Source organism: Parahaliea mediterranea, from assembly GCF_017255185.1.
Lineage (GTDB): Bacteria > Pseudomonadota > Gammaproteobacteria > Pseudomonadales > Halieaceae > JAFKCZ01.
The window spans coordinates 142672-154291 of the sequence record NZ_JAFKCZ010000005.1; the positions used below are offsets into that span (position 1 = coordinate 142672).

The 11620-nt window shown below is 66.5% G+C and carries 12 protein-coding genes and 1 tRNA gene; 12 read left to right on the forward strand and 1 reads right to left on the reverse strand.

All coding sequences use genetic code 11. The features are described 5' to 3' along the window. The first annotated feature begins 76 nt into the window (after positions 1-76). The 9 genes from JYP50_RS07555 to JYP50_RS07595 all read left to right on the forward strand — a co-directional run bounded on the left by JYP50_RS07555 (position 77) and on the right by JYP50_RS07595 (position 7525). Positions 77-1036, forward strand: coding sequence for a glycosyltransferase family 2 protein (locus tag JYP50_RS07555; RefSeq protein WP_206559890.1), 960 nt, complete (start codon positions 77-79; stop codon positions 1034-1036). Then, positions 1033-2739 (forward strand): hypothetical protein, encoded by a 1707-nt coding sequence (locus JYP50_RS07560; protein ID WP_206559891.1) that lies wholly within the window; start codon positions 1033-1035, stop codon positions 2737-2739. Before JYP50_RS07555 ends, JYP50_RS07560 begins: the two co-directional genes overlap by 4 nt. A gap of 311 nt (positions 2740-3050) precedes the next feature. Continuing rightward, positions 3051-3779: a PP2C family protein-serine/threonine phosphatase gene (locus JYP50_RS07565; protein WP_206559892.1), complete on the forward strand. Its 729-nt coding sequence runs from the start codon at positions 3051-3053 to the stop codon at positions 3777-3779. Between the two features lie 113 nt (positions 3780-3892). After that, entirely contained in the window at positions 3893-4303 is a 411-nt protein-coding gene (locus JYP50_RS07570) for an ATP-binding protein (protein WP_206559893.1), read from the forward strand. Then, positions 4296-4595 carry an STAS domain-containing protein gene (locus JYP50_RS07575; protein WP_206559894.1) on the forward strand — a complete coding sequence of 100 codons (300 nt, stop codon included), beginning with the start codon at positions 4296-4298 and terminating at the stop codon, positions 4593-4595. The genes JYP50_RS07570 and JYP50_RS07575 overlap by 8 nt, the downstream gene beginning before the upstream one ends. An 86-nt stretch (positions 4596-4681) precedes the next feature. Next, positions 4682-5230 (forward strand): RNA polymerase sigma factor, encoded by a 549-nt coding sequence (locus JYP50_RS07580; RefSeq protein ID WP_206559895.1) that lies wholly within the window; start codon positions 4682-4684, stop codon positions 5228-5230. Next, on the forward strand, positions 5230-6054 hold the full coding sequence (locus tag JYP50_RS07585) for a hypothetical protein (RefSeq protein WP_206559896.1): 825 nt from the start codon (positions 5230-5232) through the stop codon (positions 6052-6054). Before JYP50_RS07580 ends, JYP50_RS07585 begins: the two co-directional genes overlap by 1 nt. A 315-nt stretch (positions 6055-6369) precedes the next feature. Continuing rightward, positions 6370-7386 carry a PrsW family glutamic-type intramembrane protease gene (locus JYP50_RS07590; protein ID WP_206559897.1) on the forward strand — a complete coding sequence of 339 codons (1017 nt, stop codon included), beginning with the start codon at positions 6370-6372 and terminating at the stop codon, positions 7384-7386. A gap of 62 nt (positions 7387-7448) precedes the next feature. Further along, positions 7449-7525, forward strand: a tRNA-Val gene (locus tag JYP50_RS07595). A 70-nt stretch (positions 7526-7595) separates the two neighbouring features. Here JYP50_RS07595 and JYP50_RS07600 read toward each other — a convergent pair. After that, entirely contained in the window at positions 7596-8789 is a 1194-nt protein-coding gene (locus tag JYP50_RS07600; RefSeq protein WP_206559898.1) for a LysR family transcriptional regulator, read from the reverse strand. Positions 8790-8911: 122 nt separating this feature from the next. On the opposite strand from JYP50_RS07600, the gene JYP50_RS07605 reads away from it, so the two are divergent. The 3 genes from JYP50_RS07605 to JYP50_RS07615 are packed head-to-tail and all read left to right on the forward strand — an operon-like array spanning position 8912 to position 11610. Beyond that, positions 8912-9598: a 4-carboxy-4-hydroxy-2-oxoadipate aldolase/oxaloacetate decarboxylase gene (locus tag JYP50_RS07605; RefSeq protein ID WP_206559899.1), complete on the forward strand. Its 687-nt coding sequence runs from the start codon at positions 8912-8914 to the stop codon at positions 9596-9598. Between the two features lie 15 nt (positions 9599-9613). Next, positions 9614-10714 carry a 4-oxalomesaconate tautomerase gene (locus JYP50_RS07610; RefSeq protein WP_206559900.1) on the forward strand — a complete coding sequence of 367 codons (1101 nt, stop codon included), beginning with the start codon at positions 9614-9616 and terminating at the stop codon, positions 10712-10714. Further along, complete coding sequence (locus JYP50_RS07615; RefSeq protein ID WP_347136740.1) at positions 10711-11610, forward strand: NAD(P)-dependent oxidoreductase; 900 nt, start codon at positions 10711-10713, stop codon at positions 11608-11610. The genes JYP50_RS07610 and JYP50_RS07615 overlap by 4 nt, the downstream gene beginning before the upstream one ends. Positions 11611-11620: the final 10 nt, after the last annotated feature.

Consider the following 11620-nt stretch of genomic DNA (forward strand, 5'->3'; position numbering starts at 1 on the left):
TACAACTGCGAATAGGGGGCGGGATTGACACAGCGGCAGTCGATTGGGGCGATACACCGCGGGCGGCGCTGGCGCCATGCATGACACGGCGGGCGACCTGGTGTCGGTGGTGGTGCCGGTCTACAACGAGCTGGCGGTGTTGCCGGCCTTTTACCAGCGGCTCGACAGCGCCCTGGCGGAGATTGCCGAGCGCGCGGAAATCCTGTTCGTGGACGACGGCAGCAGCGACGGCGGCGGCGCCTGGCTGCTGGCGCTGCGCGAGCGGGATCCGCGGGTCACGGTGCTGGAGCTGAGCCGCAACTACGGCAAGGAAGTGGCGGTGTCCGCGGGCCTGGACCACGCCGCCGGCGACGCGGTGGTGCTGGTCGACGCCGACCTGCAGGACCCGCCGGAGATGCTGCCGCAGTTCATCGCGGCCTGGCGCGAGGGCTACGATGTCGTCTACGGCCAGCGCCTGAGCCGGGCCGGGGAGAGCTGGCTGAAGGTGCAGTCGGCGCGTTTGTTCTACCGCGTCATCAACCGCCTGAGCGACGTGCCCATCCCCAGGGACGCCGGTGATTTCCGCCTGTTGAGCCGCCGGGCGGTGGACGCGGTGGCCGAACTGCGGGAGAGCCACCGCTACATGACCGGACTGTTCGCCTGGGTGGGTTTTCCCAGCAAGGCCCTGCCCTACGCCCGCCAGCCGCGCCAGGCCGGGCGCAGCAAGTGGAACTACTGGCGATTGTGGACGCTGGCGCTGGAGGGCATCACCTCGTTCTCCGCGGTGCCCCTCAAGCTCGCCACCGGTCTCGGTGTGCTCACCGCCGGGGCGGCCCTGCTCTACGGCCTGTTCATGCTGGTGCGCACGCTGCTGTTCGGCAACCCCGTGCCCGGCTACCCCTCCCTGATCGTGGTGATGCTGTTCCTGGGGGGCGTGCAGCTCATCTGCCTGGGCATCATCGGCGAGTACCTGGGGCGCACCTACGACGAGACCAAGCGGCGGCCGTTGTATTTTCTCCGCGGCTTGCACCCGCGGCGCGGCGGTCCCGGGGCGTGAGCGGCGTAGCCATCGCCCACCGCCGTGGGGATGTGGTGGAGGCGCTGTGCTGGACCCTGGCGGGCGCGGTGCTGTTCCTGTCCTTCGGCTACACCGAAATGATGGGCTCGGACCTGTGGTGGCACCTGGCCGGGGGGCGGGAAATCCTCGACCAGGGCAGCCTGTGGCTGCGCGACACCTGGTCCTACACCGCCGCGGGGGAGCGCTGGCGCAATCACGAGTGGCTGTCGGACCTGCTGTTCTACGGTTGGCAACAGGCCTTTGGCACCGCCTCGCTGGTGTATTGGAAATGGCTGGTGATGTTGGCCTGCTACGGCGGATTGCAGGCGCTGTTGTACCGCCTGTCCGGCAGCCACCCCGCCGCCCTGTTGCTGGCCCTGCTGGCGCTGGCGGTGGCGGCGCCCTTCATCGACATGCGGCCCCACCTCTACAGCCTGCTGTGTACGGTGGTGTTGCTGCACCTGGGCCTGAACCGCGCGCCGTTGTGGCAGTTCGCGCTGCTGTTCCTGCTGTGGGTCAATCTGCACGGGGGCTTTATCTTCGGCCTGCTGGTGCTGCCCCTGGTGCTGTTCCCCTTCGACCGGCCGAGCTGGGCCGCCCTGCGCCGCACGGTGTGTTACGGGCTGGGCTGCGTGGCGGCCTGCCTGGTCAATCCGGACGGGGTCAAGGTGGTGCTGATGCCGCTGACCTACGCCTTGCAGGCCGACTCGCCATTTCGGCAAATCGCCGAGTGGCTGCCGCCGTGGCTGCCGGGGGGCATCCGCTCGCCCCTGTTCTTCTGGCTGCTGCCGCTGTTGCCCGCCGCGCTGCTCGCCTACTGGCTGCCGCCGGTGCGGCGCCAGCTGTCGCTGCCCTGGTGGTCGCTGCTGCTGTGCCTGCTCACCCTGGCCATGGCGCTGACCAGCCGCCGCTTTATCCCTTTGTTCGGCATTGGCCTGGCGGTGTTCGCGGCGCCGGTGTTCGGTGTGGGGCTGCACGGCCTGGGCGGGCGCCGTTTCCTGTGGCTGGCGGCGGCGGTGCTGGTGGCGGGCCTGCTGCGCCTGTGGCCCTACCCCCTGGCATCGGCGCCGGCCTATCACTACCTCACCGCGGAATACACCTATCCCCACCGCGCCGTGGACGTGATGCTGGCCAACGACCTGCGGGGCAGGGTCTTCGCCTACTACAACTGGGGCGGCTACCTGCACTGGCGCAGCGACGGCGACCTGGCGGTGTACATCGACGGCCGCGCCAACACCCTTTACGACGACGCCACCTACCTCAACTACGTGCGTATCCTGAGCGGCGCGCCGGGCTGGCTGGGCAGGGTGGAAGGGTCGGGCGCGGATTTCTTCCTGTGGCCCGCCAATCGCGGCGACACCGCGGCCAGGATTCGCGCAATGCTGGCGACCGGGCGCTGGCGGGTCGTCCATCGCGGAGCCACCGCGGTGTTGCTTGCCCGCCTGCGGCAGGAGGTGCCGAAGCCGCTCGCGCCGGGACCGGACAATGTGTGGCGGCGGGTGGACCGTGCCGGGCTGGACCTTGCCGCCGGCAACGCGGTGGCCGCGGCGGAGATGGCCGCCGCCATTCTTGAAACCGTGCCCTACCAGCGCGATGCCTGCAATGTCCGCGGCGCCGCGCTGCGGCGCCTGGGCGAGGAGCAGGCCGCCCGCGAGGCCATGCGGGCCTGTCGCCGGCAGTTTCCCTCGGTCTACCTGCGATAAACGCTACGGGCCGGTGCGCGTGTGCGCGCCGCCGCCAGTGAAGTGCGGGCGCGGCGTCGCTTTGCTTTTACGATGACCGAGTCAGGCGATATGATGTCGTCGCGAGCGTCGCCAGGGTGTTGACGAAAGGCATCGCCAGGGTGTTGACGACGGCATCGTGGCGGCGCGACAAGCTACAGGATAAGAATATATGAAAAACCAGCCCGTTCCCGCGCTGACTTGCAGTTGCGGAGTCGCAGTCCCTAGCGGTGGTGCCGGTGAGCGGGGTTTGCGTGTCGATGTCGCCCAAACCGCATAATCGCCAGGCCGGCATGTTGAGAGCGGATGATATCGCCGCGGCCCGCGATATCCAGATGAGCATCCTGCCGCCGGAGATGCCGGCGGTACCGGGCTACGATCTCTATGGCTGCCTGCGGCCCGCCGAGGATACCGGGGGCGATATGTTCGATCTCGTGGACCTGGCGCAGGGAACCTTCATCCTGCTGGGCGACGCCACCGGCCACGGTTTCGGGCCGGCACTCTGCGCCACCCAGATGCAGGCCATGTTCCGGGTGGCCTTCCGGGTGGGGGCGCAGCTGGACGACGCCTATATCCACGTCAACAACCAGCTGGACGAGGACCTGCCCGACGACCGTTTCGTTACCGCTTTTGCCGGTTTTCTCGACGCGTCGCGCCACCAGGTGACCTATTTTTCCGCCGGCCAGGGGCCGATCCTGCACTACCACGGCGCCGGGGGGCGTTGCGAGTGGTACGGGCCGACCACCTTTCCCCTCGGCACCATGGCGGTGGACACTGCCGGCCCCACCCGCATCCTGCCGCTGGAGCGGGGCGACGTGCTGGTCGTGCTCTCCGACGGCGTCTACGAATACGAGGGCGAGAGTGGCATTTTCGGCCGCGAACGCGTGGCTGCCCTGGTGGCCAGGCACAGCGGCGGAACCATGGAGGCCCTGGCCCGGGAACTGCTGCGGGAGCTGGTCGTCTTTGGCGGCCAGGACTCCCAGAACGACGATTTGACCATTGTGCTCGCCAAGCGGGAGTAGGCGGTTAACCGTGGCGCCGGTCTTTTGGTTTGGCGGGGCCTGTTCTACACTCGGGGTTGACCGAGGGGGCGGAGGCGCCGCGCGTTGCGCGCGGCCCGGGACAATTGCTGCGAATGAAGCTATCCCTAAGCAGAGAGCTGAGTGAACTCCAGCGCATTGTCGAGGCGCGGCGGGCCTATTTTGCCGAGCGCGGACTGCCCGCGTCTCTCGCCTACCCCGTGGACCTGGCAACGGAAGAATTGTTTGTGAACATGATCCGGCACAATACCGGCACCCGCGAACCGATCACCCTGGAGCTGAACGCAGTCCAGGACGGCGTCGCTGTCAGCCTGACCGACCACGATGTGGAACCCTTCGACCCGCGTCTGGTGGCGCCCGTCGATAGCGGCGCCCCGCTGGCCCAGCGCGAAGCGGGTGGCCTGGGCCTGCACCTGGTGCGCAGCCTGGTGGGCGCGGTGCACTACGAGTACCGCGACCGCAGCAGCAAGCTCAGCTTTCTCGCCAGGGAGCGTGCCCGTGCTTGACGTGCAGCTGGTGGACCGGGGTATCCGCCTTGCGGGCCGCATGGACGCCGCCACCGCGCCGGGGGCGGAGGTACATTTCGAGCGGCTCAGTGGTCTGGCCGACGTGGATATGTCCGCCCTGGAATATATCTCCAGTGCGGGCCTGGGCGTGCTGCTCAAATCCCACAAGCGCCTGGTCGCCGGCGGCGGGGGGCTGCGCCTGGTGCGGGTCAATCCCCACATTGCCGAAATCCTCCATTACTCCGGCTTCGACATGCTGTTCGAGGTAGTTCCCGCCGATGGTCGGGCCTAGTCCCGGAGCCCATTCCATGCGTCCTTGCCGTCCCGCAAAAATTATTTTCAGTTTTTTTCCAACTTTTGCTCCGTCCGGCAGTAGTTATGGATAAGGAGCTGGAAAGGGCCAGGGACGGCCAACTGGTTTTGAAGGGCCAGCGAGGTGACCAGGCGGCGCTGGGTGAGCTGGTGGATATCTACCACGGCACGGTCTACAGAATGGCTTTCCGGATGCTGGGAAGCAGCGAGGATGCGGCGGATGTTACCCAATCAACATTTCTCAGTGCGTTCGAGAACCTGCACGCCTACCGGCCGGAACACAAATTCTTCAGCTGGCTCTACCGGATTGGGGTCAACGAGGCCCTCGACTACCGGCGGCGGCGACAGGGCGGTGAATGCCTGGACGAGTCGCTACCAGATCAGGGCCCTGGTCCGGAGCTGGTTGCCCGGCACGGTCAGCTACAGGAACAGATCCAGGCTGCATTGATGCAGTTGAACGACGAACAGAGGGCAGTGATTGTGCTGCGACATTATTCAGAGTGCTCCTACGGCGAGATCAGTGAAATTCTCTGTGTACCGGAGAAAACCGTGAAGTCCCGTCTGTTCGAGGCGCGCAGGACTCTCAAGGGCGCTCTGCAGGGCGAGGCCGGGTGATGGCGAGCAAGCCGAACACCTTGAGCGACGCCGACAAGCAGCGCCTGCAGGCGGGCTTCGACGGCGAGCTGGAACCGGGCGAGTGGCAGCGAATCCGCGAGGAGTTTCGCGACTCCCCCGAGGCCGCGGCCTGGCTGGCGGAGCTGGCGGCAGTGCGCGAGGCCCTGGATGCCGCGCCGGAGATCCCGGTGCCCCCCGGCCTGGCGGCGGCCATCAAGCAACAGATTCCCGGGCGATCCAGCGGCAATGTGACCGAGGTCGATTTCGGTGGTCGCGGGTCCGGGCGCGACCGCCGGCCGCGGCCCGCGGTCAACCTCGCCGGCGGACTTGCCCTGGTGGCCAGCCTGGTGCTGGCGGTGGGACTGGGCGTGCAGTTTTTGGGTGTATCAGAGCTGGGCATGGATAGCCAGATGCGGTCACGGATGACCGGCACCCTTTTGGACACCGATGCGCTGGAAGCGCAGCGGCACTGGCAATGGGAGGGCATGGACGCCCGCGCCACCCTGATGCGCAGTGATTCCGGGTTGACGCTGGAACTCGAGCTGGACGCCGATCCCTCCGCGGATCTCGTGCTGCTGGTTTCCGGTGATCAATGGCGCTGGCGGCAGGATGCTACCAGCGCCCCTTTTTCAAAAGGTCGTGACCTCGCGGGCGAGCGTTTGCAGCTGCCGGTCAATGGGGAAAAGCGCTACCGGCTCGTACTCGAGCCGGACACCAGGGACGGTGGCCCAGCGCAGGGTCCATTGCCGGCGCCACGCATCGACATCGCCATGCAGCGCCACGGCCAACTTCTCCACCAGGGCGTCATAGTGACCGATGAGTAAGCTGACATAGGGAAGTGTCTGGCGAGCAGCCAGGACGGTACGTCTCGCAATGCCCCACCTGGGTGGCCCAAGCGCCACCCTTTTTTTGGTCGATAATAAAGCAACACGCGCCGACACCCCTCCCTGTAGGGTCGAATTCATTCGACCACCCCACAAGGTCCACAGCCAATAAGCCCCCAACCCCCACCCGACTCGAGGCCGCGCCCCCCAGTATCCGTAACAACTCCCCCCGCCCCCGGCAGGTGAACGTTTGTTCACCTTCAAGGCCCCGCATTATCTGGCAAAATAAGCGCCTGCGAATAACCCGGAACCCCCATGGCGAGCACCACACTGAGCTTTATCCTGGGCGCCGTGCCCGTGCTGGTCTTCCTCGCGGCCCTGCGGCTGATGGACGGCTATCGCCTGGTGTCGCTGCGGCTGGTGGCGCTGGTGATCGTCGGCGGTGGCCTGGCGGCCTGGTTCTGCCTGTCGGCCAGCGTCAGCCTGTGGTGGTTGGCCAAGGACAGCCGCCTCTCTGTCTACTGGTTGCTGCCCCTGCTGGAAGAGGTGGCCAAGGCCCTGGTGGTGCTGCTGTTGTTCTGGCGTCACCGCATCGGTTTCCTGGTGGATGCGGCCATCCTCGGTTTCGCCGCGGGCGCGGGCTTCGCCATTGTCGAAAACCTCTACTACGCCGCGGTGCTGGAGCCCATGCCGGTGGCGGTATGGGTGGTGCGCGGCTTCGGCACCGCCATCATGCACGGCGGGGTCACCGCCATCTTCGCGGTATTGACCCAGTTGCTGACCGAACGCAACCGCAGGGGGCTGCGCTACTGCCTGCCGGGCCTGCTGCTGGCCTTGTGCCTGCACTGGCTGTTCAACCGCTTCTACCTGTCGCCCCTGGCGCATACCCTGGTGGTGGTGGCGACCCTGCCGGCGTTGCTGGCCCTGGTGTTCCTGCGCAGCGCCCGCGCCATGCACCACTGGTTGCAGCAGGATCTGGACAGCGACCTGGCGCTGCTCCACCTGATCCAGAGCGGGGAGGTGGGCCGCTCGCGGACCGGCGAATTCCTTGACGACCTGAAGCGGCGCTTTGAGGGGCCGGTGACCGCCGACATGCTGTGCTACCTGCGCCTCTATACCGAGCTGGCCATGCGCGCCAAGGGGGTGCTGATGATGCGTGAACACGGTTTCGAGGTGGGCGGTGGCGAGGGCCTGGACAGCCGCCTGGCGGAGTTGCGCTACCTCGAGCGCAGCATTGGCCGTGTTGGCATGCTGGCCCTGCGCCCGCTGCTGGGCCACGACTGGCGCAACCGCTGGCAGCTGCGGCTCGCCAGCAGCCTGGACCGGGGTTGAGCCCCCGGCAAAAATCCCGGTTGAGGAATTTCCGGACCACGCTTATAATGCGCCCCCTCAACAGGACCATAGCTCAGTTGGTTAGAGCGCTACCTTGACATGGTAGAGGTCGGCGGTTCGAATCCGCCTGGTCCTACCAACTCCCCTCCGGGCTCCCCCCCGTTCGCTGGCCGCCGGCCACATCCCCAGCACTTCCGGTCGATAAGGAATCAGCGCGACAGCTGCTTGAGCAATTGAAGCAGTCGTGCCTGGGCTTTCGTGGGATGCCAGTCCCGGCGTAAAGTAAGGCCGATATCGCGGGAGGTTTCTTTCAGCGGTATCGGGCTGACCGCGAGAATGCCGGCCTCGACGTCCAGCGCCACCTGTTTGGCGGGCAGCAGCGCGGCCCGGTCGCTCTCCAGCAACAGGCCCCGGGTGGCGATCAGCGAGCTGCACTCAATGACACGCTCCGGCGGTGTCAGGCCTTCACGGCGAAAAAACTCGATAAACAGATCGCGAGCCGGTGTTTGTTTTCGGGGAGCGATCCAGTCGAGTTTTTGCAACTGGTTGATGGACAGCTCTTCCCGGGTCATTAGTCGATGGCCTTTTCTCACCACGACGCTCAGGGGGTCCGATAGCAGTAATTCCTGGACGATGTCCGGGCTCGGCGGCGGGTTGCGCAGGGCGCCCACGATGACATCGATTTGACCCTGCAGCAGGCCCTGCAACTGCTCCTCGTAGGGACCGTCGATGATGCGTACCGACGTTTCCGGCATTTCCGACAACAGCTGGCTGACCGCCTGGGGAACCAGGCGCGAGCGGGAGTAGGGCAGCGCCCCCACGCTGATACTGCCGGTGCTTCGTCCCTGCAGTTCCTGGACCTCGGTCAGGCCTTGGCGTACTTCCGCGAAGAACAGGTTTGCATGACGCGCAATCTGCCGCGCCTGCCAGGTGGGCTCGACGCCGGAAGGCGCGCGACGGAACAGGCTCAGCTGGCACAGTGTTTCCATCTCCCGTACCGCGCGGTGCACGGTCGGCTGGGAAACCGACAGCCGCGCTGCGGCCCGGGTATAACTCCCCGTGTCGATAACCGCCAGCAGGCTGCGCAGCTGTTTATGGGTGAGCGCCCTGGCAATCGGGCGCGAGCGTCGGGCGCCGCGAGCGTGCGCGGTGGTTTCGATGGCTTTCAAAAAGCGCTGGGCCCTGGCTATGCGCGCCAGAAATACCGTTCCCGCCGCGGTCGCCTGCACACCGTTGGCGCGGCGGAAAAACAGTGCGGCGCCCACCTGCGACTCCAGTCGCGCGATCGCCTGCGTCAATGCCGATTGCGACAGGTGAACCTGTTGCGCCGCCCCGCTGAATGAGCCGCGAGACTGTACTTCCAGGGCGGCGTGCAGGTGTCTGAGATTCAGGGCGGGGTCCATTGGCTCTCCACGAGAAAGACATCGTTATACCTTTTTTTAATACCTTATAACAGCTTTCGCGTTGGTCAAACAAAGGACGGAAGCCGATACTCCCGCCATCGAATCGTAACAGGAGTGCCGCTATGTCGATTTGTGTCACCGACATCGAGCGCGTCACCGAGGAGGTCTCGGCGCGCTACCAGGGCGCCGAGGTGGCGACGGTCCACGAATCCCAGGGTCGCAGGGGGCTGCTGGCATCGTACATGCGCCCGATCTACCGGCCGGCGCGGATCGCGGGGCCAGCCGTCACATGCCAAGTGGCCCCTGGCGACAATTGGATGCTCCACGTCGCCGTCGAGCAGTGCCGTCCCGGCGATGTACTGGTCGTTGCGCCGACCAGTTCCTGCGAGGACGGCTATTTTGGCGACCTGCTGGCGACATCGCTGCAGGCCCGGGGTGTCATCGGCCTGGTGATCGATGCGGGTGTGCGTGACGTGGCTGCGCTGACCGGGATGGGCTTTCCGGTCTGGTCGAAGGCCATCTTCGCCCAGGGAACCGTCAAGAATACCCTCGGTAACGTGAATGTCCCCGTGGTATGCGCCGGAGCGCTGGTCCATCCGGGTGATTTGATAGTGGCCGATGACGACGGCGTGGTGGTAGTCGCCCGCGAGGAGGCGGCGGCAGTGCACGATAAATGCATGCAGCGGCTCGCAAAGGAAGAGGAAAAGCGCCAGTTGCTGGCAGACGGCAAACTGGGGCTGGACATCTACAATATGCGCGAACGGCTGGAAGCGGAAGGCTTCCGCTACGTTTCGCGCAAAGACCTTTAAGGGCTGGCCGGGATCGTGCAAAGGGCCATTCCCTGCAGCGTTTTTCGCGGCGGCACTTCCAGGGGCTTGTATTTCCTCGCCAGTGACTTGCCGGCGGATGCCGCGACCCGCGACGCCGTGCTGCTGGCGGCCATGGGCTCTCCAGATGCCCGCCAGATCGACGGCCTGGGCGGCGCCCACCCGCTGACCAGCAAGGTCGCGGTCCTCGGCCCCTCCGACCGGGAGGGTATCGACGTGGAATACCTGTTCCTGCAGGTCGCGGTCGACAGGGCGGCTGTCAGCGATGCGCAGAACTGCGGCAATATCCTCGCCGGCGTTGGCCCCTGTGCCATCGAGGCCGGTTTGGTCACGGCGGGAGACGCCTACACCGATGTCTCGATTTTCATGGCCAATACCGGGGCGACCGCGATGGCCCGGGTCGAGACCCCTGGCGGGCGGGTCAACTACGATGGCGATGCCCGCATCGACGGGGTCCCGGGGACCGCCGCCCCGGTGCCGATTGATTTCAAGGATATCGCCGGGTCCAGCTGCGGCGCGCTGTTGCCGACGGGGAGGGTCATCGACACCTTCGACGGGCTCGAGGTCACGTGCATCGACAACGGCATGCCGGTGGTGGTGCTGAATGCCGCCGACTTCGGGCTCACAGGCAGCGAGGGCCCCGCGGAACTGGAAGCGGACCGCACGCTGGCGGCGCGCATCGAGTCCATTCGCCTGCAGGCCGGCCGCAGTATGAATCTGGGCGACGTGAGTGCCAAAACCGTGCCGAAAATGAGCCTGGTGTCGGCGCCGGTATCGGGAGGCGACATCAACACCCGTACCTTCATACCCCACCGTGTGCACGAGGCGATCGGCGTGCTCGGCTCGGTCAGTGTCGCCACCGCTTGCGTACTGCCGGGCTCGGTGGCGCGAAAAGTGATCGCGGGCGAGGCCGTTGACGGCGTGCACCATTTCGAGATTGAGCACCCGACTGGCTTTTTCACCGTGGAGATGGACGTCGCAGGCAGCGCGTCGGTGGCCACCCTGCAGATCAGACGCGCCGCGCTGCTGCGCACCGCGCGCCTGCTGATGCGCGGAGAGGTGATGGTGCCCGCCCACGTGTGGGAGGAAAATCCGTGAACATTGAGAGAGTGGCATTGCTGGGGCTCGGCGAGGTCGGCGCGGTACTCGCCCATGACCTGCTCGCGGCGACGTCTGTGGAAATCCGGGTCTGGGACCGCCTGCTGGATGACAGCGCATCGCCCGCTGCCCGCCACTGGGGCGAGCTGGCGGCCAATGCCCGCGTCAGCCGGGCAGGCAGTGCGGCCGAACTTGCCGCGGGTTGCCAGGTGGTGCTGTCGGCGGTCACGGCAGACGGCGCGCTGGCGGCCGCCAACTCAGTGGCGCCGGGCCTGCCGGCGGGGTGCTGGTTTGTCGATCTCAACTCGGTGTCGCCGGGCACCAAGGTCGCACTGTCCAGTGCAATCGAACACGCCGGCGGGCAGTTCGTGGAGGCCGCGGTCATGTCGCCCATTTTACCCTTGCGGATGGCGTCGCCCGTTATACTGGCGGGGCCCCGCGCCGCGGCTTTCCAGCCGTTGGGGCAGGCCCTGGGTTTTAGTGATATGTCGGCGGTTTCCGCGGAGGCCGGCGTGGCCGCGGCAACCAAGATGTGCCGCAGCGTGATGATCAAGGGCATGGAGGCGCTGGTGAGCGAGTCGCTGTTGGCCGCGCGGCACTACGGCGTGGACGATGCCGTGCTGGGCTCGCTCAACAACCTCTTTCCGCGACCCGACTGGCCCGCCTACGCGCGCTATCTCATGTCGCGCACCCTGCAGCATGGAGCGCGGCGGGCTGCCGAGATGCGGGAAGTGGCGCGCACCGTGGGCGAGGCCGGCGTCGAGCCATGGATGAGCGAGGCCTGCGCCCTGCGGCAGGACTGGGCTCCCCAATTCAGCGATACACTGGGGGAAGCCTCCCTCGACGACCTGCTGGATGCGATGCTGGCACAAATGGCGCGCCAAAGCGGGGACTAGCACCAGGCGG